Raw genomic sequence first — 26355 nt, forward strand, 5'->3', positions numbered from 1 at the left:
GGTTATTCGGTTCTCCTCGGGCAGTTCTTGCCTGTGGGCGGTTGGGAAACCGGCCCTCGTGCCGAGGCAAGGCCTCCCGGACAGGGGAGGAAGCGCCCTGCCCCTGGCTGTGGCTCCTGCTGCGGCGGTGCCAACGTAGGGGGGCCCGCGCGGCGTTACATCCGTCAACTGACGGAGGACTTGCGGAGCGAGGGCACGCGCGGCGGGTGTTGCCCTCGACTGCCCCGCCCGGGAACGGGCATGCGGCCGGGCAGTCCCGGCGTGGTGACCCTGTCCGTACGAACAGCGGATTCTGCCCGCGCGTTCAGCCGCCGGCCGGGCCGGGCCTCGCTCCCGGTCCCGCCGCACCGCCCGGCGGGACGTCCGGCACCGGGCCGAGTCCGGCCAGGCTTCCGTCCAGCCAGGCCGCCACCAGCTCCACCCGCGAGCGTTTGCCGCTGCGCTGGAACAGCCGGGCCAGCCGTTGTTCGACCGTCTTCTCACTGCACGCCAGACGGGCCGCGATCTGCCGGTTGGTCCCGCCCTCGCCGACCATGCCGATCAGCCGGATGTCCGCCTCGCTCAGGCCCTCGCGGGCCGCCCGGCCCCTCGGCAGCGGCACGTTGCGGCGTTGCGCCGACCGGCCGAGCAGGACGCGCCCGGGACGTCCGAGCGACAGCAGATGGGTGTGCCGCGCCGCCTCGGCCAGCCACGGCTGGGGCTCGTCGGCGACCTCGGCGAGGATCTGGCAGCAGTGCAGCATCATGTGCAGGTCGCCCCGCCGTTCGGCCGAGCGGTAGGCCTCGTACGCGCCGTCCGCGTCACGGTGCAGCACCCCGCGGGCGACGAGCAGGGCCTCCCGGGTCATGGCCGTGTCCACCTCCGCGTGCAGTGCCGCCAGTTGCTCCAGGGCCTGTCGCGCCTGCCGCGGCCGGGTCTCCTCGGCGAACTCCAGGATGCGCAGCAGCACCCTCTCGACCCCCGCGAGCAGGCCGCTCCCGCGCACCCGCCGCACGTCGCGCCACGCCTCCTCCAGTGCCGCGTCCTGCTGCTCCGACCAGTACCGCACGCCCAGCCGCGCGCGGGCCACCAACGGGTGGACGACCGAGCCGGGAATGAGGTCGAGCCACTCGCGGGCGCGTACGAGGTCACCGCGGAAGCAGTGGATCTCGGCCGCCAGCGCCCGGGCCAACTGGCCCGTGCCCGGCCCGCCGTCGGCCCGGCCGCGCCGCTCGATGCCGCGCGCCGCGGCCAGGGCGTCGTCCCAGCGCCCGGCCAGGTAGTCGCGGACCATTGCGTGGTAGCGGTCGGCGGTGCTGTGGCCCCCGCGCACATAGCGCTCACCCAGCACGGCTTCGAGGGCGCCCGCCAGGTCGCCGTAGGCCGCCGCGTCCCGCAGCCGCCCGACCGCCGCCTCGCAGGCCTCCTCCTCTCCCGGCCGGCCACGGACGGCCCTCGCCAGCTCCTCCTGGCCGCCCACGGCGGCGGCCAGCGTCCGCAGTTCGCCCTCGGACGGCAGCGGACCGTGCCCGTCGCGGAGCCGGCCGCCGTCCGGGGCGGGTGCCGCGGACGGCGGCCACGGTATGAGCGGGCCGATCCCGTACCGGCCGCCGAGCGCGGCCAGCATCGCCGTCCGCGGCATCCGTGCGAAGACCGCCTCGGGCACGGCGGCGTCGTCGTACGGCGACCGGTGCTCGTGGAGCGAGGACAGCCCCCAGGCGAGGGTGGCGAACTCCAGACCGCCGTCGGTGGGGCCGGGATCCCGCAGGCCGGCAAGGATCGGTTCGCCCAGCGCGAGGACGCCGACATGGTCGCCGCACCCCAGTCCCAGTTCGGCGGCCTCACGCAGCACGCCCAGCGTCGCGGGGTAGTTGGGCGGCAGGCGGCGCAGCGCGGACAGGTAGGCCCGCGCCGCCCGCGGGTGGTGGGACCTGGCGTCCTTGCCGGCCGCCGCCAGCAGCAACGGCACCGCCACGGCGTCGTTCAGCACGGAGCCCGCCGTCGCGACGTGGTCGGCCAGCAGCGGATGGCAGACGCCCGTGGTGGCGGGACCCAGCCGCCCGGCCACCCTCTGCACGACGGCGGCGTGCACCGACCGGACGTCGCAGCGGGGCGACAGCGTCCGGAGCGCCGCCGCCAGCGCGGGGACGGCGAAGGCCAGCCGGCCGTCCCCGTCGAGGGTCAGCACCCGCTCCCTGACCAGCCGGTCCACGGTCCGGCCGAGGTCCGTGGTGAGCGTCGCGCACGCCGGGCCCAGGCCGTGCACGTCCTCCAGCCGCAGCTCGGCGCGGTGCAGGAGGCCGGCCAGGACGACGGCGTCCATGCCGTCGGCCGTGACCCGGCGCAGCGGCTCCGCGTCCACGGTGAGTCGCAGGTCGTCCTCCGTTCCGGCCAGGCCGGTACGGCCGTCGAGGTCGACGAGGCCGCCGTCCTCGTGCAGCGCGGCGAGCACCGACAGCACGGCCTCGGGGTTGCCGGCCAGGGGGCCGAGGGAGCGTTGCACCGCCGCGAGGAGCGCGGGTTCGGCGGGACGGCCGAGGCGCCGGCCGACGAGCTCGCCGACCTCGTCCGGCCCCAGCGGCGGCAGGTCGAGCACCCGGCCGGCCGCCGTCGCCAGGTCGGGGGCGACTTCAGGGCCCCAGGACACCGGGCGCCCGGCCAGCACCACGGGCAGGCCGGCGGGCCGGAACACGCGCAGCATCAGCTGGAGCGCGGAGGCGGTCGGCGGGGGCATCCGCTCGACGCCGTCGAGGACGAGGGCGAACGGGTCGTGGTACGCCGCGTCCGCGAGGGCCTCGCCCAGCGTGGACAGCAGCGTCAGTTCGCCGCCGTCGCCCAGGCGCGACTGCGCCCGGCGCACGGCGGAGATGTGGGTCGGGAACCGTCCGTGGTGGACCTCGGCGAGCACTCCGCAGACGGCGTCGGCAAGGGCGGATGCCCCGCCCGGCCCGGTGACGGTCTCCCAGACCGGCCGCAGCACCGTGCCGCCCTCCTGGACCACCATGTGCCGCGCCTCGTTCAGCACGGCGGTCTTGCCCGCGCCGGCCGCGCCGGTCAGGAACAGGGGCCCCGCCGTACCGGCCGGACGCAGGGCGTCGGCGACCACACCGACCTGATGGTCCCTGCCGACGAGAGGTACACGGCGTTCCACTGGGACTCCTCACTTGCCTTCGACCCACGTCGACCGGGGTCGTCCCGCCGATTGTGATGTCGTCGCGGGAGACGGACATAATGCAGGCTCCGACGGGACCGGCGCATCGGCCCCGTCGCGGAGACCGGGCGGAACGGCCCCCGGGTGCCAGGTCGTCGAGGAGGTTCCGTGGACAGTGGCCGGCCGGCGGAAGCCGAGGCGGTGCGCGGGGCCACGGCGACGTGGGCGGACGGCACGCATGTGCATCTGGTGGGCCGTGAGCGGGAGTTGGGGGAGTTCGAGCACTTCCTGGACGACCCGGACGGGCCCGGCATGCTGTTCGTCCACGGGGAACGGGGGGCGGGGCGCAGCGTGTTCGCCCGGGCGGCCGCCGAACGGCTGCGTGCGCGGGATCACATGGTCGTGCCGCTGGTCTGTGTGCGCGGTGACCAGGACCGTCCGCTCCTGCTGGCGTTGCGGGCGGTCGCCGCCGTGCGGGAGCACCGGACCCTGGCCGGCCGGGCGGACCCGGACGCCGAGGTGCTGTCCGCCGCGGAGGGCGGGGAGCGGGCGGCGCTCACCGAAGCGCTGCTGTCCGCCGCGGAGGCCGGGGAGCGGGCGGCGCTCGCCGACGCGCTGCTGTCCGTGCTGGCGCAGGCGGCGCCCGTGGCCGTGGTGGTGGACGACGCGCAGTACGCCGACGCGGCGTCCCTCAATGTCCTGGGATACATCGCCACCCAGCGCCCCCCGGAGACCCGGCTGGTGATCACGTCGGTGCGGCACACCTCCGAGGCCGGCGACTCCGTGTCCCGCCGCCGACGGGACCAGGCCGTCGGGCTGTTGACGGAGGTGGGCGCGGCGCAGAAGATCATCCTGCCGCGCCTGACCCGGCCTCAGATCGCCGAGATGGTGGCGCGGCGGTCGCAGGCGGTGCCCGACCCGGCTCTGGTGGAGCGCGTCCTCGGGCTGACCCGCGGGGTTCCCGCGGCCGCCGACGCGCTGCTCACCGGGTGGTCACGGCGGGACATGGTACGGATCGCCGACGGACACGCCTTCCTCGCCGCTAGCGCGCGGGTGCCCGTGCTGCCCGACGAGGACCGGTTCATCAGGGCGCTGCACGAGCTCGGTGAACCGTGCTGGACGACGGCGGCGGCGTTGAGCGTCCTGTGGCCGCTCGGCCGGACGGCGATGACGCTGGCGGCCGAGACCACCGGTCTGTCCGGCCCGGAGGTCGCCGACGGCGTGCGCGGTCTGATCGCCGCGGGACTCCTCGACGCGCTGCCCGGCGAGGACGGCGGCGGCCCCCGGGGCTGGACCTTCCGGTCGCCTCTGGTGGAGCACGCCGTTCGGGGACGGCTCGGGCCCCTGGAACGCGGCCGGATGTCCGCCGCCGCGGTGGAGGCGCTCTGGGCGGCGCGGGACGACGCGGACGCCGCGGCGGCCCCGCACCGGCCGGCCCTGCTCGTCGAGGAGGCGGACGCCGAGACCTACCTGCCCGACCGGATCGCCGACGCGGGGGTGCTGATCGACCGCGATCGCGCGGTGGCGGAACTGACGGCCGCCGCCGAGGCGTTGCATCCCGACCCAGAGGACCGCGGGATGCTGCGGTGGTTCCGGGCGGCGCTGCGTCTGATCGAGGAACCGGCGGCCCGCGAACTGGCGCTGCTGCGGTGTGTGAAGGCCGCCTGGGTCGTGGGCGAACACCCGACCGCGGGCAGGGCGGCGGAGGCGATCTTGCGCGACCCCTCCGATGTCCTCCCCGGCCAGGAACTCCAGGAGGTCGCCAGTCTCCAGGTCGTCGCGGCCGCCGCCGGGAAGGACTGGACGCAGCTGTCCCGGATGGGCTCGGCCGAGTGGTGGGACCGCCTGCCGCTGCCCCCGGAGGCCGCCGTGCCGGCGCGGGCCCTGGCACTGTGCTTGGCCGAGCAGTGGCAGGAGGTGCTGGATCTGCTCTCGCGGACGGAGGCGGTGTGGCGCACGAACCCGCACGCCCGGCTGATACCGGAGCTGGCGCAGGCCGTCGCGCACATGGCGCAGGGTCGGACCGACGTGCTCGCCCGCAACCTGGACGTGCCGCCGGAACCCAGCCTTCCGCCGGAGACGCTGTACTCGATAACGGCCGGGTACGCCCTCCAGTTGCTCGGCGCCGCCGACCTGTCCGGCGCCATGGCCCTGCTGACGGACCGTGGGATGCCACCCGAGGCGCTTCCCCCCGGCACCCGCTTCCTCCTCCTCCAGCTCCAGGGCCGGTGGGACGACGCGCTGGCGCTGGCGCGCTTCATGGTCGCGAAGGACCAGACGTTCACCGCGCCGCCCCAGCACCATCTGTTCGCCGCGGGGATGGCGGCCATCCTGGTGGCCAGGGGCAAGCCCGTCGGCGCCGCCCGCCTGATCGCCGGCGAGCGCGGGAACAGGAACGGCCCCCTGGAGGTCTTCCTGGACGTCGCCGACGCCGAGGTGTTGCGGGCCATGGGCCGTCCCGACGCTGCCGACCACACGTTGCGGCGCGGACTGCGCGAGGCCGACGCGCGCGGCTATGTCTTCGGAACCGACGAGCTGGCCGCCGCCCTCGCCATGATCCGGGCGGAGACGGGCCGGGCCGACGCGGCGGCGACCTGTCTGTGGCGCCTCGATGAGCTGGCCGGGCGCACCGGCAGCGGACGGACCCGGCTGCTGTACCTGCTGGCATCGGCCCGGGTGCTGGGGCAGGGCTCCGACGCCGCGCGCAAGATGCTGCACGAGGCGGTGGACCTGGCCCGCTCGCGGGGACAGCCCTTCGAGACCGCGGTCACGCTGTCGGCGGCTGCCGGGGACGCGGGCCCCCCGGAGCTGCTGCACGAGGCGTACGAACTGTACGGCGAGACGGGCTCCGTGCTGCGGCGCTTCCACACCAGGGCCGCGATGCGGGAAGCCGGGCTGACCGTCCCTCGCCGCAAGCAGGCCACCGCCGAGAACGAGCAGTTGCTGGCCACCCTGATCACCGAGGGACTCACCAACCGTCAGATCGCCACCGTACTGCGGCTCAGCGAGGACGCCGTCGCCAACCGCCTGTCACGGCTGTTCGCGCGCACCGGCCTGCGGTCCCGTACGGAGGTCGTCTCGGCCATGCTCACCGGCAACCCCCTGACCACCCCGGACCGCTGAACGGTCGCGGGGGCCGGGCCGGCCCCGCGTGCCCGTCTCCGTGGGGGACGGGCACCCGGGGCGGTGCGATGCCCGGGGTTCCCGCCCGCGGAGGCGCGCCGCGGCGCGCGGGCGTCGCGAAGGACGTCCCGGACGGGTGAAAACCCAGGTCACGACGGGGTCTTGAGCACCTCATGATGCGGGGCGGGACCCTCCGCGGCAAGCAACGGCCGGCAACTTTGCCCGTTTGTGCCAACCGCCCGGTCCCTCCTGTCGCCACTCGTGCCAGGTTTCCCTGTCCTTAAGCAATCGAGCCACCCAAAAAGCCGGTGGCCGAAAAGTACGTGGCACGATCATCGCCTCGTACCTCATGGGCGATTTCCGACGGGGAGGCAAAAATGCCCCAGCAGTTACTCACCGGCACCGTGTGCGTGGCGGTCCACTCACCCGACGCCGTCGTCACGGCCTTCGACACCGCCGACACCACCGCACGGGACCAGCCGCGCACCCTGTCCGGCCGGCCCGGCACGCGCTTCCTCGTCACCGGACGACACCGGCGGGCGGACATCTCCGCGGCAATCGACCGCGGGGCCAACGGCTACGGCTGAGCAGCCAGGTCGGTATGAGTTCTGTCCCACTTTGCAAGCCGGACCACATCGCCTGGCTGATAGCACAGAAGCAGGTTATGCATGGCAGTCTCGTCAGGTTACGACGGCAGCGGCGTAGCGGCGGCTCCTTTCCGGGTGCTCGGGCCGCTTGAGGTGAGCGGCGAGCTGGGGGCCGTATCCGTGGCACCGGGGCGTCAAGAGATCGTCCTCGGGGCGCTGGTGCTCGAACTGAACCGGGTGGTGGAGACGACCCGTCTGGTGGACGTCATCTGGGCGCACGATCCGCCGAAGACCGCACGCGCCCAGGTGCAGATCTGCATCTCCCGGCTCCGCAAGGCACTTTCGGACGGGGGAGTGGACGCCACCATCGAGACCCGCGCTCGCGGGTACATCCTGAGGGGGCCGGAGGATGCGACCGACGTCGGCACCTTCCGTCGCCTGGTGACAGAGGCGCACGCGCTGGCCCGTGAGGGTCTGAAGATGCCTGCGGTGGAAACGCTTCGCTCGGCGACAGGCCTGTGGCGGGGGCGGTGCCTGGCCGGTGTGCCCAGCGAAGTCCTGGCCGGTACGGCGGCGCAGTGGGACGAGAGCCGTCTGGAAGCGGTGGAGACCTGCATGGGGCTGTTGCTGGAGCTGGGCCGTCACGAGCACCTGGTGGGCGAGCTGATGCAGCTGGTCGCCGGACATCCGCTGCGTGAGCGGCTGCGGGGGCACCTCATGGTGGCGTTGTACCGTTCGGGCCGGCAGGCGGAGGCGTTGGACACCTACCACCAGGGCCGCGCGTTACTCACCGAGGAACTGGGCCTGGACCCGGGCAGGGAACTGCGCGACCTGGCGCAAGCGATCCTCACCGACGACCCTGGCCTGGCACTGGTTGAACAACCCGAACCGCGTGCGCTCGTGGCGACGCAGATCTCTCCGCCGGCGCAGGAGCTCGGTGCCGATCCCGACCCCGTCGTCACCCCTAGGCAACTGCCTGCCGACATCGGCGATTTCGTAGCCGACGACACGGTCGTCTCGGCGATCTGTGACGCCGTCACCGAGGGCCAGGGAAGTGGACCGCTGAGCGTGGCCCTGGTGCTCGGCAGGCCCGGTGTCGGCAAGAGCACGCTGGCCACGCACGTGGCGCACCGGCTGGCAACCGAGTACTTCCCGGACGGACAGCTCTACTGCGACCTCCGGGGGCCGGGCGGACAACCGGTGGACCCGGCTCAGGCGTTGGGGCGGTTCCTGCGAGCACTGGGCATACCCGGCGAGGCCATCCCCGAGGCGCTCGACGAGTGCGCGGAGATGTACCGCAGTCTGCTGGCCGGCCGCCGGATCCTGGTGTTGCTGGACAACGCGGTGAGCGAGTCGCAGGTGATGCCCCTGCTGCCCGGAACCGGCAGCAGTGGCGTGCTGGTCACCAGCCGCAGCCTGCTCACGGCGTTGCCGGGCACACGCCGGTTCGACGTGGATCCGCTGAGCCAGGAGCAGGCCGTCCGGCTCCTGGGGCGGATCATTGGAGAGCACCGTGTGGAGAGCGAGCGGGAGGCGGCGCGGGTCCTCATACGTCTGGTGGGCGGGCTGCCGCTCGCGCTGCGGATCATCGGCGCGCGTCTGGCCGCGCGCCCGCACTGGTCACTGACCTCCATGTGGCACCGGCTTGAGAACGAGCACCGCCGGCTGGACGAGCTGGCACACGGCGAGCTGTCGATCCGGGCAAGTCTTTCGCTCAGCTACGACGGCCTGGCGGCGGCCGACCGTCGCCTGTTGTGCCTGCTCAGCCTGGCCGAAGGAACGGAGATCCCGAGCTGGCTGGGTGCCGCCCTCATCGACGACCGCACGCCGCACCCCGCCGACCTCGTGGAACCGCTCATCGACATGCGGCTCCTCGACATCACCGCCATGGACCAGGGCGGGGAGATCCGGTACGGACTGTCGCAGATCGTGCGGACGTTCACGCACGAACGGCTGGCCGCGGAGATTCCCGAGGCGGAACGCGCCGGCGCGGTGCGGCGTATGGTCGGTGGCTGGATGGCGCTCGCCGAGCGGGCGCACAAGGAGATCTACGGCGGTACGTACACGCTCGTGTCCGGCCGGGGCGAACGGTGGCATCCGCCGGAGGATCTCGTCCGGCGGTGCCTCCGCGACCCGCTCGGGTGGCTGGAGAGCGAGCAGACCAACCTCTTGAGCGCGGTGGAGTTGGCGGCCCGGTCCGGGCTGGACGAGTTGTGCTGGGAGCTGGCCACCACTCTGGTGACGCTCTTCGAGGCCCGTGGCTATCCCGAGCTCTGGGAGCGCACCCATCGGATAGCGCTGACCGCGGTACAAGAGGCCGGCAACGAACGGGGCCAGGCGGCGGTACTCGGCTCCTTGGGGTCCCTGCACCTGCATCGGGGCGAGCATGAGGCAGCGGGCCCTTACCTCAGCGCCGCTCTGGGGATCTTCGAGCGGGTGGGTGAGGTGCGTGGTCAGGCGCTGTGCCTGCGTGACCTGGCGCGCGTCGAGCGGCACCATGGCGACGACGATCGGGCACTGGCCCTCTACGAGAGCGCCGAGCGCTACTTCGTGCGGGCGCAGGACGTCATCGGCCGGGCGTATGTGCTCGGCGAGATGGCGCACATCACGATGCGGCGAGCGGACTTCACGCGAACCCGTTCGTATCTCGACGAAGCCCTCGGCATCTGCCGGTCGGCCGGCTTCGACCGGGGTCAGGCCCTCGTGCTGCGGCGGTTGGGTCAGATGCTGATGTACCAGCAGCAGTACGAGGCGGCGGAGCGGACCCTGCTGGAGGTTCTCGCCATGGTCAGGGCGCGCGGCGACCTGGTCGGAGAAGGGTATGTGCTGCACGACCTCGGCCGGGTCAATGCCCACCTGCGCCGCGTGGAACAAGCCCTCCAGTACTACTCGCAATCAGCCAGGATCCGGGAACGGATCCTGGACCACAGCGGGGCCGCTGCCGTACGCGCTGACATCGTTGCCATCCTGGGCAGGCCCGTGACGTCGGTCAGCTGACGCCGGCCGGCAGCAGCCGGACGGTCACGTCCACGGCGTGTTGTCGGTGGCCGGGCCGTCGGCACGCGTCGCGGCGGCCCGGCCCCGCTCCACGCCGTGCTGATCTCCTACGGCGCCCAGGACCAGCGCGACGACGGTGCCCGCGGCAGCCGGCAACTTCTTGATGGCCATTCGGTTCTTCTCCCTTCGCAGCCCGTTCGGCAGTCCGTCCGGGCGTTGCTCAAACCAGCGTGAACCAGGTGCCCATCGCCGCCGCATGCCCGCGCTATCACCGCCTTAACCCGGTCTCGTCCCAGCGTGGATGCCCCGTGATGGCGGGCCGATAGGGCGACACCGGAGATTGGGTCCTGCCGACCTCGGCGCCCCTTCAGGGGACGCCTTCAAGGAGTGGTCCGAATGACCGTAGTGACCCGGGACGCGGCGACGCCCGCCGCGTTCGGCGTCCCGGAAACAAAATCGCAGCGCAGCACAAAGTCCCCCGCGACAGCGGGAGGCCTTGTCAGGGAGTTCCCACGGAAGCCGAAGAAGCCGGTGCGTGCGCACCAGGGCCTCTTCTTGACCGTGGATCAGGGGAAGGTGCACGGCCGATGACGATGGACGCGGAGTTCTACTCCAGGGTGGCCGAGCGGTTTGGCGGCTACTTGAGCGATGCGCGGAGCACCGACGTATTCGCCGACGGCCGCCCGGACACCGTCTTCGATGAACTGGCGACTGCGCTGGGAGCGCCGCACGCCCGACTGCTGGATGTCGGCTGCGCCGACGGGCGGAGTTTGTTGCGCATCTCTCCTGCGTACGGCGCCGTGACCGGGATCGATCTGTCGACGTCGATGCTGGAGTGCGCCGCGGGGTATCGAGCGGAGGCAGGTCTGTCGCACGTCACGTTCGAGCTGTGCGACGCCGCCGATACGGGGCTGCCCGACGGGTACGCCGATGTGGTCACTTCCCGCCGCGGTCCGCTGATCGCCGGTGAGTTCGAGCGGGTGCTGCGCCCCGGTGGGTCCGTGGTGTACATGGGGATCGGGGAGCAGGACGCGCGAGAGCTGAAGGAAGCGTTCGGTCGCGGTCAGAACTTCGACAGCTGGAACGGCAGGCCCTTGTCGGACGAGATTGCCCAAGAACTGTCCGATGCAGGCTTCGTGGTGACGAGAAACCAGGCGTTCCGGTTCGAGGAGTTCTACCACTCGGCGGGCGATCTGGACACTTTCCTGCACCAAGTGCCGATCGTCGACAACTACGATCCGGCGGCGGACAAGAAGGCATTCGATCGATATGTCTCCGCGGTGACCGTCGATCAGGGCGTCCGGCTGAGCCGGCATTGGTTCATTGTGCAGGCGCAGAAGCCGGCGGCCGTCGAGCCGTCGCACTCATAGGAAACGGTGCGCCATGGAGCAGGATCTCGTAGTGAACGAAATCTTCGGTCCGACCGTCCAGGGCGAGGGTCGTTCCCTGGGACGCAGGTGCGCGTTCCTGCGACTCGGCGGGTGCAACCTGTCGTGCTCGTGGTGCGATACGCCCTATACCTGGGACTGGACCGGAGCCGGTGACAGCGGGGTCGCCCACGATCCGCGCAAGGAGCTGCACCGCCGCCCGGTCGAAGAGGTCGTCGCGGAATTGCTCGGCTTCGACACCGAGCTGATCGTGATCTCCGGCGGTGAGCCCCTGGGTCAGCAGGAGCGACTGATTCCTCTGGTGGCGGCACTGACCGCACGCGGTAAAGAGATCGAGATCGAGACCAACGGGACGCACGCCGCGCACCCCGAACTCATCGCCGCCGGCGTCAGGTTCAACGTCTCGCCGAAGCTGTCGCACTCGGGCGACCCCCTGCGGCGCAGGATCGTCCCTGCCGCACTCGCCAGTCTTTCGGCGCTGCCGGGAAGCACGTTCAAGTTCGTCTGCCAGAACACCCGCGATCTCGATGAAGTGGCCCAGCTGGTGACCACCTTCGACCTGCCCTCGGTATGGATCATGCCGATCGGGCGTACCGCCGACGATGTCACCAAGCACATGAGCGAGTTGGCCGACGCGGTGGTGGAGCGCGGCTGGAACCTGACGACCAGACTGCACACCTTGTTGTGGGACGAAAAGCGCGGCGTGTGAGCAACGACCTGCGCAATGGAGAAGGGAACTCGGATCGATGGCATTTCGAATCACGAAGAAATTTGAATTCTCGGCCAGTCATCGGCTTGCCGGCCTCGCTCCTGAGCACCAGTGTGCCCGCATGCACGGGCACAACTATGTGATCGAGTTGGAGCTTGGAGCCGATGACGCGGATCTGTTGCCCGTGGGCTTCGTTCGAGACTACGGAGAACTGTCCGCATTCAAGGTCTGGCTCGACGGTCATCTTGATCATCGGCATCTGAACGATGTGATGGACGAAAATCCGACGGCTGAGAACATGGCGGCCTGGGTCTACAGGACATGGTCGACGAAGTTTCCCGAGTTGACCTGCGTGCGTATCTCAGAAACTCCCAAGACGTGGGCCGAGTACCGGCCGTCAGGTCAGTAACTCCGAAGCCCGGACGAAAGGTGCCCCGCATGTCGGTGACAAAATTGGACCTCAACGGTGACCCGTCGGCGTCGAGGACGACCGAGGACCCCCTGGTCGAGCTCGCCCGCCAACTCCTGGTGGAGATCGGCGAGGACCCGAATCGCGACGGACTGCTCGACACACCTGCGCGGTTCGCCCGCTGGTGGCGGGAGTTCATCAACTACGACCCGGGTTCGCTGGGCACTCTCTTCGAGTCCATCGGCACGAGCCAGCTCGTAGTCGTCTCGGACATTCAGCTCTGGTCGCTGTGCGAGCACCACCTCCTGCCGTTCAACTGCTCCGTGACGATCGCCTACCGCCCGACGGGGAAGCTGCTCGGCCTGTCGAAGTTCGCCAGGGTCGCCCATCAGTACGCGCACAAGCTCCAGGTCCAGGAGCGCCTCGTGGACCAGATCGCGCTCGAGATCAGCACCCTGAGCGGCACCCCGGACGTCGCGGTCATAGCGAAGGGCGAGCACCTTTGCATGTCGATGCGCGGCATCAAGGCCGCCGCGCAGATGACATCGACCGCATATCGCGGGGAGTTCAGCACGGACGCCGAGCTCCGGCGCGAGCTGTTCGACCTGCTCCGGGCGTGACGAGCCATCCGGCTCCGGGTCGGAGAGCAGCGAACAGCAGCCGTTCTCCTCGGCACACCTGCGCATCCGGGCCGGTCGGCATGAAAGGACAACGATGAACGTAAATGATTCCTCGACGCCTGCGGAAGCGGCCCGGCTGCTCCCCGTGCTGGACGCCGACCGGCTGATGGCCGACCTCATGACCGCGCGCGACCACCTGTGGGATGAGCAGAGCTCGCACGAGAACGGGCGCGTGTCCAGGTGGGCCGACCAGGACTGGCGCTGCCTCCCGGTGCGCAGCCCCGGTGGTGACAAGACACGTACCGACCCAGGGGGCCCTGGCAGCGCGGAGTTCGCCGACACCGAGTGGCTGGACCACATGCCGTACGTGCGGGAGGTCCTGCGCTCGATTCCCGGACCCCTCTACGCGGTCCGATTCCTGGATCTCGGACCCGGCGTCGTCGGATACCGCCATTGCGATCCCAAGTTCGCCCCGGACTGGGGTATGGCCCGGCTGCACATCCCGGTCATCACCCACGAGGAAGCCTCACTGGACCTTGACGGAGCGATTCATCGCTGGCAGCCCGGTGAGTTCTGGTTCGGCGACTTCAGCCGCAAGCACCAGATCCAGAACCTCGGTCCCGAGCATCGGGTGCATCTCGTCGTCGACGTGCTCGTCACACCCGAGCTCGCACAGCTCTTCCCGGCCGACTGGGCCGACTACTTCAACGGCCCGGAGGTGCTCTACAACCGTCCGGCCGTGGCCACGACCGACACGGAGCGGGAAGCTGCGCGGTGTTCGTTCGACGCGCCGACGCACCTGCTGGAGATCGAGGAGTTCGGGTCGCTCACCGGCCCGCAGCCGCAGGCCACCTTCAGCATCGTCGACACCGGCACGGGCCTTGCCATTCGGTCTCCCGAGGACATCCTCTTCCCGCTGGTGGCCCTCGGCGGACACGAGTACCGCTTGGTCGGGTGGAGCGAGGAGCGAACCGTCACCACGAGGCTGGACGGTCCGCGGCCCGCAGTCGAACTGACCTACCGCAAGGGCCACCGATCGACCCGGCTGCTCGTCCCGGCCACGCCGGCGTCGTGACGGACGCCCGCACGACCGCCGCCGTTTTGGTGCACAGCACACCGCTGTCCTGATCCTTCCGTACTGATCCACCCTCCCGTTCCGTCTGCCCGAAGGCGACGCATGCCGAAAACTGTCGCAATCGTGTCCGGCGGCCTGGACTCGGTCACCATGGCCTACCACCTCCAGGCGCAAGGACACACACTCCACCTGCTGTCCGTGAACTACGGCCAGCGTCATCTCGTCGAGCACGAGTTCGCCGCGAAGGCGGCCCGATCGCTCGGGGTACCGCACCACGTCGTCGACCTCAGCCCCGTCGGCAAGCTCCTGAGCGGCTCCTCGCTCACCGACCCGACCGTCGACGTGCCGGATCACCAGAGCGGGTCGTCGTCCGGCGAGAGCCCGAACGTCGTACCCAACCGCAATGCCCTTCTGCTGTCCGTCGCCTTCGCGGTCGCCGTCGCCCAGAAGGCGGAAGCGGTGGCCGTCGGGGTGGTCGACGACCTCCAGGCCGCGCCCGACAGCAATGCCGCGTTCATCGATTCCTTCCTCGCCATGGAGCGGATCGCGACCCGCGGATATGCGCACCCCGACCTGACCCTGACAGCGCCGCTGGTCAGGCTGCGCAAGAGCGACGTGGTGTCGCTCGGTGAGGAACTCGGCGTCCCCTGGACCGACACCTGGAGCTGCTTTCGTGGCGACGCGTTGCAGTGCGGACGGTGCGCCGCCTGTAGGGAGCGGCAGGAAGCGTTCCGGGACGCCGGCGTGACCGACCCGACGACCTACCAGACCAGCGATTCGAAGGAGCTGCCATGACCGACACCTTTCCCGTGCTCGACCTCCGTGACGCCGCCGGTTCGGAAGAAGCCCGGTCGGAGTTCCTGTACCGGCTGCGCAAGGCCGTGCACGAGATCGGCTTCTTCCAGCTCGTCGGCCACGGCGTCGAGGACGCCGACGACATGCTCGAACTCACCCGCCGGTTCTTCGCCCTGCCCGAGGCCGACCGGCTCGCGCTGAACATCCTCGACTCGCCGCTGTTCCGCGGCTACTCCGAACTCGGCCGCGAACACACCCGGGGCCTGCCCGACCAGCGCCGGCAGCTGGACATCGGGCCGGAGCAGCCCGCGACGCCGCCCGCGCCCGGCGATCCCGCCTACCGGTGCCTGATCGGCCCGAACGAGTGGCCCGAGGCGATGCCCGAGCTGCGCCCGGCCATCGAGTCCTGGATCACCCGGCTGACCGATCTGTCACATCGACTGCTACGGCTGATCCTCGAGTCGCTCGACGCCCCCGCCGGGTTCCTGGACGATGTCGTCGATCCGGATCCGCAGATCCACCTCAAACTCCTGCACTACCCCGGTCCCGCGCGGGCGGACGAGAACGCGGGCTCCGACCAGGGGACCGGCCTTCACAACGACCTCGGGCTGCTCACCCTCCTCGTCCAGGACGACAACGGCGGCCTCCAGGTCGCGGTCGAGGAAGGCAAGTTCGCCGATGTGCCGGTGATCCCGGGAGCGTTCGTGGTCAACCTGGGAGAGCTGCTGGAGGTGGCGACGAGGGGTTACGTGCGTGCCACCCTCCACCGGGTGGTCCGGCCCGCCCCGGGCGTCAACCGCTACTCCATTCCCTTCTTCTACAACCCTCGGCTCGACGCCACGATGCAGCCCCTGCCCAGCCCCTACGTGGAGGGCGCCGGGGGAGTCATCGACGTCGCCGGCAACCCGTTGTTCGCCCTCTACGGCGACAACGTCATGAAAGGGCTGATCCGCTCCTTCCCCGACATCGTTGCCCGGCACCACCCGACCCTGGCCGCGGGAGCCGGGGCCAGGAGTTCCTGACACCGGGCGGCCGAGCACATCCGCACCGCCCGGCCCGAGTGATCGGGCCCGGCGGTGGCGTCGCCGGCCGTCCGACGGGGACCGAACGAACATGAGACAGGGCGAATTTCATGAGAATCAACCTTCTCGGGCCGCTCCAGGCCTACGGGGACGATCACCGCGTCGACATGGCGCCGGCCGCCCAGAAAATACGTCAGACACTGGCAATGCTCGTGCTGAACGCGGGCCGGGTGGTGCCCTTCGAGCAACTCATGGACGAGCTGTGGAACGACAACCCGCCGGCCAGCGCGCACACCGCGCTCCAGACGTACGTGTACCAGCTCAGGAAGCGGTTCTCCCTCGGCAATCCGAGGAGCGGCGGCGCGGTACGGGCGGCCGGGCCGCTGCTGGGCACGGTCGACGGCGGCTACCAGCTGTCGCTGCCCGCCGACCACGTGGACGTCTTCCGATGCGAGCCGTTGCTCGCCCGTGCCCGAGCGGAGTTCCGTGACGAGGACTTCGCCCGGGCCCGTGACACGGCCGCCGCGGCGCTGCAACTGTGGCGGGACGATGCCCTGGTGGACGTACGCAAGGGGCCCACGCTGAAGGCCGAGGCGGTCCGCCTGGAGGAGCTGCGTACCAGCGCACACCACCTGCGGATCGAATCCGACCTGCACCTCGGCCGGCACCACGAGGTGCTCGGCGAACTCACCTCGATGGCCGGGCGGGAACCGACGGACGAGCGGGCCCAGGGCAATCTGATGACGGCTCTCTACCGCATGGACCGGCGGGCGGAAGCGCTCCAGGTCTACCGGCGGGCACGCGAGCGGATCGCCACCGAGCTGGGTCTCGACCCTTCGCCCCAACTCCAGGCCCTGCACACGGCCGTGCTCACGTCGGACGAGGCGCTGCTGCGTCCCGCCGGGCGGCTCACGGCCGTGACCGCCGCCACCCGGGCGCCCTGCCATCTGCCCGCCCCGCGCGAGCCCCTGACCGGACGCGCCGGCCAGCTGGCGCGCCTCACCGCGGTGCTGGCCGGCCGGGCGCGGGAGGACCGGCCGGTCGTGATCGTGGGGGGTGCCCCCGGCACGGGGAAGAGCGAGCTGTGCCTGCACGCCGCGCATCAGGTGAGCGGTCACTACCCGGACGGACGGCTCTACGCGCGACTGCGTGACGGTGCCGGCCGGCGGGTGCGGCCCGCCGAGATCCTTCGCTCGTTCCTGCGGGGACTCGGCGCGACGGAGGAGCAGTTGCGGCTGGGCACGACCGACCTGAGCCTGCTGTTCCGTACCTGGACCGCCGACCTGCGCGTCCTGGTGGTGCTCGACGACGTGTGCGACGTTGGGGACTTGACGCCGCTGCTGCCGTCCGGCGCCGGCTGCGGCGTGGTGATCGGCAGCCGCCGGCGGCTGTTCGTGTCCTCGTCGGCGGTCCACGTCGAACTGGCCGGACTGCCCTTCGAGGACTGTCTGCACCTGCTGGCGTCCTCCGTGCCGAGCCACCGGATCACCATGGACCCGGAGGGGCTGCGACGGCTGGCCCGGTTGTGCCGGGGGCTGCCGGGCGCGCTCTTCGCGGTCGCTTCGCAGTTGCGCCGCCGCCCGCACTGGACGGCCCGGCAGGCCACTGCCTGGGTCCTCGCGTCCGGGGGCGCCGACAGCGATCCGCTGGGCGTGCGGGCCGGATTCGACCGGACGCTCGCGACGCTGCCCGCCGAGTCACGGCCCCTGGCGTACGCGCTGGTGTCTCCCGGCGTCCCCGACCGGCTCACGCCGGTGTATGTGGCAGCGGCCCTGGGGATCAGCGACCAGCGGGCCGAGGACCTGCTGGAGGAGCTGGCGGAGAGCTACCTGCTGCGCGCGCGGCACCCGTGCGTGAACGGCCGGTTCTCCTACGAATGGGAGACCGGGACACGCCCGTTCGCGGCGCGGCCGAGCAGCGCGCCGGTCATGTGCTCCGCCTGACGGTCCCGGCTCCCGTACCACCTTGCCCGTCGCCTCGCCGGGATGACCTCACGCAGGACCGTACCGGCCGGCGCGCCGTGCCCGGCCCCGTTCACACCGCCGATCCTTGGAGACCGTCATGCCGCAGCGCCCTCAACTTGTCCTCGTCGGTCAGTTGTCCGTGTTCCCCTGGGTGTTCGAGGCCGCCGAGCGTGCCGGTATCGACCTGATCCTCGTGCCCAGGGGGGACGACACCGAGGAGTCCGCCGGGCGGGCCAAGGCGGTGGTCGAACTGCTGCCACTGGACGTCGACGGAGACCCGGACGGTGCGTTGTCCGCGCTCGCCGACCGCTACCGGCAAGAGCCCTTCGACGGCATCATGTCGGGCAACGAAAGGGTCATCCCGTTCGTGGCGCGCGCCGCTCGGGAGCTGGGCCTCACCGGGCTGACCGAGGAGGCGGCGGCCGTGGTGCGCGACAAGCGCAGCATGCGCCAGCGCCTGCGGGAAGCGGGTCTGGGCGTGCCCGGCTTCGTGGTCATCAAGGATCCGGACGGCTGGACCGACGCGCTGACCTTGCGGTTCCCCGTCGTGGTCAAGCCGGCGAACGGCCACTCCAGTTTCGGTGTGATCCGTGCGGATGACAGGGACAGCCTTGAGCAGGCCGTGGCCCGCACCTGGAAGCTCGTCGAAACCCACCTGGGCGCCGCCGACGGATCGGACTCGGACGCCGGTGTGCTGGTCGAGGAGTACCTGGACGGGCCGGAGATCTCCGCCGAATCCCTCGTCCACCAGGGGCAGGTACGGGTCTGTGCCGTCAGCTGGAAGGGAGAACTGACGGGGCCCTACTTCGAGGAGAGCATGTTGCGGGCCCCCGCCCAACTGCCGGCCGAGATACTCGCCGCGATCGAGGCGGAGGTGATCGGTGCCCACCATGCCTTCGGCGTCACGGAAGGCACCACGCACACCGAACTGCGGCTGGTCGGCGGGGTGCGGCCGGTGCTGCTGGAGATGACCGCGCGCCTCGGCGGCGGGGGCAATATGCACCACCTCGCCCATGTCAGCAGCGGGATCGACCTGGCCGCCGAGGCACTGCGCATCCACCTCGGCCGGGAGCCGCTCTGCTGGCGTGAGGAGCCGGCACCGGCCGGCCACGCGGCGGCCTATCTGGTGCCGATCGGCAGCGGCGGACGGGTCAAGCGGATACGCGGCCTGGACGCGGTGCGTACCGACCCGCAGGTGGACTACGTGGTGCAGACCGCGGGCCCCGGCGCCCTGTTGTGCCCCTACCCGGACTGGTCCGGGAACCCGGCGGTCGTGCTCTCCCACCACGCGTCGGATGCGGAGGCCGAGGCCTACCTCCGCCACCTCGCCCGGACGCTGCACGTCGAGTACGAGGAGCAGGATTGAGCGCACGCCACGACCGGGATGCCCGCCCCGGCCGCTGCCCGTCGTGAGCGCAGCCGGCGGCTGGGCGCGCGACGTCACTCCGCTCTTGAACATCCGGTACGGGTGGCCGGCCACCGTCCGTACTGGAATGTGCAGTCGACCGGCGATCTCTCGGTGGGTCCGACCCGAGACGGCCACCTTCGGCGACCGTCGTCACCGGGCGTGACCGGATCACCGGCCGCACCCGACATCAACCGCACCCGGCCCGGCCGGAAACGCCGGCCCCGCCGGGACACCCGTGCAGAGGGGAAACACCATGACCAACAGCACCAGCAACACGCTGACGACCGGGCAGCAGCTCCGTGACGGCGTGCCCACCTTCTCGGAGCAGGTCCGCGGCACCGGCTTCGTCGTCCTGCGCAAGCCGGAGCTCGCCGGGCTGATCAGCGAGGCCGACCTCGCGGAACTCCGCGGCGCCTGGGAGAACCTGCCGGTCGACACCCAGGTCCACGGCGTCGGCGTCTACCGCGAGCGCCGCTACGGCCGGCTGCGCGCCGACGTCGACGGTGACACCGTCACTCTCCAGGTCCTGCCCAACGCCGTCTTCCGCCAGGACGCCATACCGCTCTGGGAAGGCAAGGACCGGGTCTTCGAGCCGATAGCCGAGGACGTCCTGCTCAGCCCCGGCCTGCGCGCCCTGGTCGGCTTCGACGCCCGGATGGCGACCGCGGTCAACGGCAACACCTCGTGGAAGGTCGGGGTTCATCTGGTCCGCGTCGTCGCCCGCGCCGGCTCCGACGGCCTGCCCACCCCCGAGGGCCGCCACCGCGACGGACATACCTGCGTCGGCTTGCACCTGATGCGCCGCGACGGTGTCACCGGCGGCCTGTCCACCGTCCACCCCAACGACGGCAGCGACATCGTGCAGACCACCCTGCTCCAGCCGCTCGACTCCATGTTCTTCGACGACAACATGATCACCCACGAGGTCTCGCCGACCATCGCCGAGGGCACCTCGGGCGTGCGCGACATGCTCCAGATCGACTTCAACCCGATGGACTGAGCCCATGACCGGCCGCACGAGGCGGAGCCGCTGCACGCCATGGTGCGCATCCCCTCGGTGCCGGGCTCCGAGAACGCCCTCGGCGCCTTCCTGGCCGAACGCCTCTCCGCACTCGGCTTCCGGACCTCGATCGACGGGGCCGGCAACGTGCGCGGCGAGGTCGGCGAGCAGCCACAGACCCGGGCCCGGCTCTTTCGTGGATTCCTGCAAGAGCCGGCCCGGTCCGCGACGTTGGGTAACTCCTCGTACTGCGACGGCGGTTGGCCTCAGCAGTACGGTTCCCAGAGCTCGTACTTCAGGGCGTCGGAAATCGCGGGCGAGGAGTCGCGCAGGCGGGTGAGCAGGGCGCGGTTGTGCTCGCGGATCTCCTGGTCGTACCCGGCCAGCGGGCTGTCCTCGGACAGGTCCAGCAGCCACAGCGGCCGGAGCGTCGCGCCGCGCAGTGCCTTTCCTTCCGCGGTCTCGGTGCCCGCGTGAATCCAGCGCACTCCCGGGAGCCGCGCCGCCATGTAGTAGGTGAGGTTGAAGTACTCGGCGGCCGAGGCGAGTTGGTCGTGATCGAGGCCGAGCCCCCGCAGGTACACGGTGTCGCCGCAACGGTAGTACAGGCAGAAGCCGACGGGCGGTTCGCCGGGGCGCGAGCACAGCACCACTTCGGCGCGCGAACCGGCGAGTTCCCCCTGCTTGCGGAAGGACTCGGCCATCGGGGCCACGTCGACGGTTCTGCCGTAGCGCAGCAGCGAACGGGCCAGCAGCCGGGCGACGTCCTGCCAGGACTCGGCGAGCGTCCGGTGCTCCACCTCGTATCCGGCCTTCTCGAACTTCCGTATCTCGCTGCGGATACGGCGGGCCCGGTGCGCCGACAGCGATTCCAGCCAGGCGTGGTAGCCGCCGGGCGGGATCTCGATCCAGGCGTCGGTCTTCAGCGCGACCGGGGCGGTCCGCACCCCCGCCGCGCGCAGCGCCCCCACGTCCTCGGTGGTCAGGTACATCGCCACGCGGGCGATCTTCGACTCCTCGTGCAGGGGTGAGCGCAGCGCGCGGACCGCGTCGAGCACCGCGGCCGCGGCCTCGGTCCGATCGGTTCCCTCGCCGGTCAGCAGGTGCGCCAGGTAGCCGCGGCGCTGGCCGATGAGGAGGCCGCCCGGCTCGGGCGCCGGCAGGCCGCGCGCGGAGAGCATGTCGTGCCACCGCAGGTCCGGGGTGGGCTCGTCGGTCACCGCCGCCACGGGGATCGCGGCCCGGCCGCCGCCCGGGGTCTCCACATGCAGTCCGCCGGAGACCGACCCGGGGTCGAGCGCGCAAATCCGCAGCCACAGCGCCGACGAGTAGAACCTGCCGTCGGCGAGCCGGTCCCACTCGGTGTCCCCGAGCCCGCCGATGGCGTCGGCGAAAGTATCCGTCGTGGCGGTCATGGCGCCTCCCGTAGTTTCTGCCTGACCGTGCCCGCGAGTTCGCTGCGCGATCGGACGCTGAGTGTGCCGAACATTTTGTGTAGGTGATAACTGGCGGTGTACGGAGCGGGCGGGGGCTGGTGCGGGTGGCGATCTGGCTGTTGGCGAGGCTGTCGCCGACCAGGATGGCGATCAGCGGTCGATCTCCCCCGGGCCGGACGTCCAGGGCGCCCGCGGCAGGGCGGGCGGACTCGCCAAGGCGTACGGAATCGCCGCGGGGCCCCGCCCATCGGTTCGGCAGCGACTCCAGGACGGCCTGTCAGAACAGCGGTCGGGTGAAGACCGGCCGGTCGCCGACGCCGGCGACCCCGGCATCAGTGGCCTCTTCCACCAGCGGCAGCAGCATCCCGGCGGACTGCCCGGAGTTGACCGTGCCGAGGGGTACAGGAAGGGCCGGCCGGCCCTGGCGCACGTGCATACCGGTGCCGCAGACGCCGCTGAACCCGCAGGTGACGGGCCTGCCGCCGTCGTGGGCCGGTTCCCGGCCGAAGGTTCGCGGTCACAGCGGTGCGAGGAACTCCTGTGGTACGAGGGCGCGCGCGGTGCCGGCCCTCATGCCGTCAGGGTCTCGAGGTTCTCCGAGAACGGCACGTCCAGGGCGAGCAGCGGCTCGGTGTCCCGGCACACCACGTGGGCGGGACGGGCCTGGCCGGACGGTTGCGGCAGATTGGCCGCGTCGTTGTAGGTGGCGATGAGCAGTCGGCGGGTGAACGGGGACATGTTGGGTGCCGAACCGTGCACTATCTCCGGTGAGAAGAGCACCAGGGAGCCCGCAGGGCCCTTGGGGCTGGACATTCCGTGGCGGCTGACGAGCTGGGCGAGCTGCCTCGGGGTCAGCGAGATGTCGTCGGGGTCCAGGTGCTGGTCGGACTTGGCGGAGTCCTCCCGGCCCTCGCGGACGAGCCCATTGCGGTGGGATCCGGGCACGAAGATGACCGGTCCGTTGAACTCGGTCACGTCGTCCAGGAAGACACCGACGTTGAGCTGCCGGGGGGCGGGCAGGCCGTCAGCGAGGCGCCAGGCGAGGTAGTCCTGGTGCCAGGCCCACTTGTCGCCGCCGAAGGCGGACTTGGCGTTGATCTTGAACTGGTAGATGTACACGTCGCTGCTGAGCAGTTGCTGGACGGGGCGCAGGATGCGCGGGTCGCGGATGAGCCTGGCGTACTCCGGTTGCCGCTGGTGTGAGGAGTACACCGCGCGGACCTCCGTCCCGCCTTCCTCGGTGACGACCTGCGGGCCGGGGATCATGCTGTCACGCTCGAAGGCGGAGCGCAGAGATTCCACTTCTCGCTGGTCCAACAGGGATTCCAGCAGCAAGAATCCGTTGGAGCGGTAATCGTCGACTTGGCCTTGGTTCAGTCGCATGCTGATGCTACTCCTGAAAGTGAGGGGGAGTTGATGGACCATTCTTCAGCCCATGAAGTGGGCGCTTTTTACGCCGAGTTGCTGACGCCGACGCGGCAGCCGCGGACGGTCTGTCAGCGAGGCGAGGGGCCTGCGACCGAGTCGATGTCGGGCGTGACGTTCCCCATGGCTGCGGAAACATTCCTTTCGGGGGTTCAGACATTCTAGTGTTAACACAGATGTCCCGTGCCCACAGAGGCCGTTGGCCGGTAATTGAGCCGCAATTGAGTCGCACCGAAGGCCGGGGTGAAACGATGAACCCCGCGGGCCGAGGGGCCCGGTCGTCATCGAGCAGGAGCGGAGACTTCATGTCGGCGGAGCGGGTAACGGCCCAGTACAACGAGGAGTTCCGCACGCTTGGCAGCGACTTGCCAACGGTCGCCCAGCACGTCAAGGACTTCCCCACGCTCGCACCTTGGCATGGCGAGTATTTGGCCAGGCCCCTCTTCGTTGCCGAGCGTGAGATTCGCGATTTCGGCGATGACCTGCAGCACCTCCTCGACATACTCCTTTCCTTGCCGGAGCGGATGTTCGGTGGCGATCTGGAAGCATTTCGCTCGGTGCTGGGCATCAGCGACGACCACTGGGAAGCGATACGGCGGTTCGGTGACGTACTGCCACCCCACTACGGCCGGGCCGACATGTATCACGACGGCACCTCATTCAAACTCCTCGAGTTCAATCTGGGGAGCGAGGCCGGCGGCTGGGGACTCGCGGGAGAAATCTCCCGGGCGACGATGGAGGTCGACGCCTTCGCCGACTTCGCGCGCCGGAATCGGCTTGGCTACGTGCATCCCGCTCGCGCCGCGGTGGAGGCGCTGCGCCGCTTCGGCGCCCGGGTGGCACCCGGGCGCGAGCCGGTGGTGGCCCTGCTGGAATGGCGTGGCGGTCTGGCGGACTACGGCGCCGCCTGGCTCAACGACCTGTCCGCACTGCGATGGGCGGGCCTTGACATCCGGATGGCCGAGGTCTCCGACGTGCACGAACGCGGCGGGGCGCTCTACCTCGGGGACACGAAGATCGACGTGGTCTACCGCGCCTTCGTCCCGGACCAGATCGCCGAGGAACCCGACGGCTGGGACCTGGTCGCACCCCTGCTGCGTGCGCACCGGGCGGGCGGGACGCTGCTGTGGACCCCGCTTTCCAGCAACATGCTCGCCAACAAGGCCTGTATGGCGCTGCTTTCGGACCCGGCGCGGCGGCGCAACTTCAGCGAGGACGAGTGCCGGCTCATCGACCGGGTTCTTCCCTGGACCCGGCTGATCAACACTGACACGCTCAAGACCGACAGCGACCTCGTCGACGAATGTCGGGAGCAGCGCGAACAGTTGATCCTGAAGGTCAACGCGCGTGGCGGCGGATTCGGCGCCGTGGTGGGCTGGGAAACGGACGACGCCACATGGCGGCGGGCTCTGGAGGACTCCGCCGCCGAAGGATGTGTCGTACAGCAGAGAGTGGTCCCCCGGCCTGAGCTTGTGGTGAACGCGGTATCCGGGGAAATCGAGGAATGGCATGCGGCCTACGGCATGTTCTACACCCCGCAAGGTTGTGCAGGAGTATTCGGCAAGCTGGTGCCGGCCGGTTCGGGCGGCATCATCTCCGTCCTGTCGCATGCCAAGGCGCACAGCGCAGCCGTCTTCCAGGTGAACGAGCCGCCCGCCGGGGGCGAAGTGCCTGCCACCGGCGCCTCGCCCGCCCATGCAGCGAAGTAAAGGGAATGATGACGGCGCAGCGTTGCCCCGAGCCTTCGGCGTGGCGGCGGGTTCAGACGGCCTGGGGTCTGCCGGACCTCGCGGGAAAAGGCCGATTCGTCACGGCCAATCTGATCGACAGCCTGGGAAACGGGCTGGTGGTGGCGTTCACCGTCGTCTTCTTCGTGAAGACGACGTCGCTGTCACTGGCCGCCATCGGCGCCGCGCTGACCGTCGGCCAGCTGCTCGTCCTGCCCGTTCCGCTCTTTATCGGGCGCCTGTTGGACACATACGGTCCGCGCATCGTGGTCGCTGCGGGTAACTGGATTTCGGTGGCCGGGTTCATCGGTTTCCTGTTCTCACACGCGGCCTGGCAGATCGTGCTGTGGCAGTTCGTGGTGCAACTGGGTTCCACCGCCTTCTGGATGGGCAACAGTCCGCTCACCGTGCTGGTCGCCCGGGGCGTCGAGCGGGCCCGCTGGTTCGGCTTCGTCCGTGCCCTGCGCAATGTCGGCGTCGGTTTCGGCGGCGCCGCGTCCGCGGTGGCCCTGAGCATCGGAACCGTCGCCGGGCTACGGGCGGTCATGGTGATCAACGTGGTCACCTTCGCCGTCGCAGGCTGGCTCGTGATCACCTTGCGGGACGCGGACCCGAGCGAGGCGGCCGGCGCCGGGCCCGCGGATCCGGAGCCTGCGGAGTCGAAGCCCGCGGAGTCGAAGCCCGCCGAGCCGGAGCAGGCGGCGGGCGAGACCACCGGACAACCCTCTGGCGGCTATCGCACCGTGCTGAAGGACACCCGGTATCTGCGGCTGGTCGCGACGAACATCTCCTTCGTCTTCGCCTCCACGGTGATCTCGGTGCTGCTCGCCGTCTACGCGGTGGACAACCTCCATGTCGGCGCCTGGATCGTCGGCGTGGTCGTCGTGCTGAACGCGGTCATGGTCGCGCTGCTCCAGACGCTCGCCAGCCGGTGGATCGAGGCCCGCAGTCCGGTGACGGTGCTGGTGCTGGCCCTGCTGTTCAACGCGGCGGCGTTCGTCGTCTTCGGCACGCTGCTCGTGCTGCCCGGCTGGGCGGTGATCGCCGGGCTGCTGATCGCGATGGTGCTCTACACCGTGGCCGAGATGCTCAGCTCGCCGCCGACCAGCGAACTGAGCGTGGTGATGGCGCCCGAGCATCTGCGGGGCCGCTATCTGGGCGTCTACCAGCTGTCCTGGTCGATCGGCGGTGCCGTCGCCCCGGCGCTGCTCACCGCGCTGCTGGCGGGCGGTGCGGCGCTGCCCTGGGTGTTCCTCGCCGCGATCAGCGTGCTGGCCGTACCGCTGGTGCTCGGGCTCGACCGGCGGCCCGCGGCCACGAGCGAGGCCGCACCGGCCGGGGACGTCGGCCCCGTGGAGCAGCTCGACGGCGACCCCGTCGGCTGACCTCGCCCGCGCCGGTTGAGCGCGCACCGCACTCCACGCCGACCGCCGCCCGGCAGCACACCGGGCGGCGGTCGGCGTTTCCCGTGTTCGCCATGCGCCATGCGCCGTTCTCCTCAGCGAACCGGCGTACTCGACGAGCAGGTGCCACGCGCCAC

General features: G+C 70.8%; 20 protein-coding genes. 15 read left to right on the forward strand and 5 right to left on the reverse strand.

The features are described 5' to 3' along the window. Window positions 1-304: 304 nt before the first annotated feature. Window positions 305-3130 (reverse strand): LuxR family transcriptional regulator, encoded by a 2826-nt coding sequence (locus tag M8I34_RS41680; RefSeq protein ID WP_250052481.1) that lies wholly within the window; start codon window positions 3128-3130, stop codon window positions 305-307. Window positions 3131-3298: 168 nt separating this feature from the next. Here M8I34_RS41680 and M8I34_RS24580 point away from each other — a divergent pair, with 168 nt between their 5' ends. From M8I34_RS24580 to M8I34_RS24590, 3 genes are all read left to right on the forward strand, one after another. Further along, a complete protein-coding gene (locus M8I34_RS24580; protein ID WP_250052490.1) occupies window positions 3299-6253 on the forward strand; it encodes an AAA family ATPase in 2955 nt (984 codons plus the stop codon). Window positions 6254-6630: 377 nt separating this feature from the next. Continuing rightward, on the forward strand, window positions 6631-6840 hold the full coding sequence (locus tag M8I34_RS24585; protein WP_250052492.1) for a hypothetical protein: 210 nt from the start codon (window positions 6631-6633) through the stop codon (window positions 6838-6840). Window positions 6841-6921: 81 nt separating this feature from the next. Further along, window positions 6922-9837 carry an AfsR/SARP family transcriptional regulator gene (locus tag M8I34_RS24590; protein ID WP_250052494.1) on the forward strand — a complete coding sequence of 972 codons (2916 nt, stop codon included), beginning with the start codon at window positions 6922-6924 and terminating at the stop codon, window positions 9835-9837. Between the two features lie 24 nt (window positions 9838-9861). Here M8I34_RS24590 and M8I34_RS24595 read toward each other — a convergent pair whose 3' ends face one another. Then, entirely contained in the window at window positions 9862-10008 is a 147-nt protein-coding gene (locus M8I34_RS24595) for a hypothetical protein (protein WP_250052496.1), read from the reverse strand. Between the two features lie 416 nt (window positions 10009-10424). Here M8I34_RS24595 and M8I34_RS24600 point away from each other — a divergent pair, with 416 nt between their 5' ends. The 10 genes from M8I34_RS24600 to M8I34_RS24645 all read left to right on the forward strand — a co-directional run bounded on the left by M8I34_RS24600 (window position 10425) and on the right by M8I34_RS24645 (window position 20227). Further along, window positions 10425-11207 (forward strand): class I SAM-dependent methyltransferase, encoded by a 783-nt coding sequence (locus M8I34_RS24600; RefSeq protein WP_250052497.1) that lies wholly within the window; start codon window positions 10425-10427, stop codon window positions 11205-11207. A gap of 13 nt (window positions 11208-11220) precedes the next feature. After that, window positions 11221-11934 carry a 7-carboxy-7-deazaguanine synthase QueE gene (locus tag M8I34_RS24605; protein WP_250052499.1) on the forward strand — a complete coding sequence of 238 codons (714 nt, stop codon included), beginning with the start codon at window positions 11221-11223 and terminating at the stop codon, window positions 11932-11934. Between the two features lie 37 nt (window positions 11935-11971). Then, window positions 11972-12343 carry a 6-carboxytetrahydropterin synthase gene (locus M8I34_RS24610; protein WP_250052501.1) on the forward strand — a complete coding sequence of 124 codons (372 nt, stop codon included), beginning with the start codon at window positions 11972-11974 and terminating at the stop codon, window positions 12341-12343. A gap of 29 nt (window positions 12344-12372) precedes the next feature. Next, window positions 12373-12963 carry a GTP cyclohydrolase I gene (folE, locus tag M8I34_RS24615; protein WP_250052503.1) on the forward strand — a complete coding sequence of 197 codons (591 nt, stop codon included), beginning with the start codon at window positions 12373-12375 and terminating at the stop codon, window positions 12961-12963. A 94-nt stretch (window positions 12964-13057) separates the two neighbouring features. Then, entirely contained in the window at window positions 13058-14038 is a 981-nt protein-coding gene (locus M8I34_RS24620; RefSeq protein WP_250052505.1) for an aspartyl/asparaginyl beta-hydroxylase domain-containing protein, read from the forward strand. Window positions 14039-14140: 102 nt separating this feature from the next. Next, window positions 14141-14833: a 7-cyano-7-deazaguanine synthase QueC gene (gene queC / locus M8I34_RS24625; protein ID WP_250052508.1), complete on the forward strand. Its 693-nt coding sequence runs from the start codon at window positions 14141-14143 to the stop codon at window positions 14831-14833. Beyond that, window positions 14830-15855 carry an isopenicillin N synthase family oxygenase gene (locus M8I34_RS24630; protein ID WP_250052510.1) on the forward strand — a complete coding sequence of 342 codons (1026 nt, stop codon included), beginning with the start codon at window positions 14830-14832 and terminating at the stop codon, window positions 15853-15855. The genes queC and M8I34_RS24630 overlap by 4 nt, the downstream gene beginning before the upstream one ends. A 110-nt stretch (window positions 15856-15965) precedes the next feature. Next, entirely contained in the window at window positions 15966-17798 is a 1833-nt protein-coding gene (locus M8I34_RS24635; RefSeq protein ID WP_250052512.1) for an AfsR/SARP family transcriptional regulator, read from the forward strand. 118 nt (window positions 17799-17916) lie between these two features. Next, window positions 17917-19185 carry an ATP-grasp domain-containing protein gene (locus M8I34_RS24640; RefSeq protein WP_250052520.1) on the forward strand — a complete coding sequence of 423 codons (1269 nt, stop codon included), beginning with the start codon at window positions 17917-17919 and terminating at the stop codon, window positions 19183-19185. A gap of 295 nt (window positions 19186-19480) precedes the next feature. Then, window positions 19481-20227, forward strand: a complete 747-nt coding sequence (locus tag M8I34_RS24645) for a 2OG-Fe dioxygenase family protein (RefSeq protein WP_250052521.1) — start codon at window positions 19481-19483, stop codon at window positions 20225-20227. A 266-nt stretch (window positions 20228-20493) separates the two neighbouring features. Here the strand turns inward: M8I34_RS24645 and M8I34_RS24650 are convergent, their stop codons facing one another. The 3 genes from M8I34_RS24650 to M8I34_RS24660 all read right to left on the reverse strand — a co-directional run bounded on the left by M8I34_RS24650 (window position 20494) and on the right by M8I34_RS24660 (window position 23046). Next, window positions 20494-21642, reverse strand: coding sequence for a GNAT family N-acetyltransferase (locus tag M8I34_RS24650; RefSeq protein WP_250052523.1), 1149 nt, complete (start codon window positions 21640-21642; stop codon window positions 20494-20496). A 298-nt stretch (window positions 21643-21940) separates the two neighbouring features. Next, window positions 21941-22099: a hypothetical protein gene (locus M8I34_RS24655; protein WP_250052525.1), complete on the reverse strand. Its 159-nt coding sequence runs from the start codon at window positions 22097-22099 to the stop codon at window positions 21941-21943. Between the two features lie 134 nt (window positions 22100-22233). Beyond that, window positions 22234-23046, reverse strand: coding sequence for a phytanoyl-CoA dioxygenase family protein (locus M8I34_RS24660; protein ID WP_250052526.1), 813 nt, complete (start codon window positions 23044-23046; stop codon window positions 22234-22236). Window positions 23047-23393: 347 nt separating this feature from the next. Between M8I34_RS24660 and M8I34_RS24665 the strand changes: the two genes are divergently transcribed. Both M8I34_RS24665 and M8I34_RS24670 read left to right on the forward strand, forming a co-directional pair. Continuing rightward, window positions 23394-24797, forward strand: a complete 1404-nt coding sequence (locus tag M8I34_RS24665) for a glutathionylspermidine synthase family protein (protein WP_250052528.1) — start codon at window positions 23394-23396, stop codon at window positions 24795-24797. Between the two features lie 8 nt (window positions 24798-24805). After that, window positions 24806-26200 carry an MFS transporter gene (locus M8I34_RS24670; protein ID WP_250052530.1) on the forward strand — a complete coding sequence of 465 codons (1395 nt, stop codon included), beginning with the start codon at window positions 24806-24808 and terminating at the stop codon, window positions 26198-26200. Window positions 26201-26355 lie beyond the last annotated feature (155 nt).

Source organism: Streptomyces sp. MCA2, from assembly GCF_023544705.1.
Taxonomy (GTDB): domain Bacteria; phylum Actinomycetota; class Actinomycetes; order Streptomycetales; family Streptomycetaceae; genus Streptomyces; species Streptomyces decoyicus.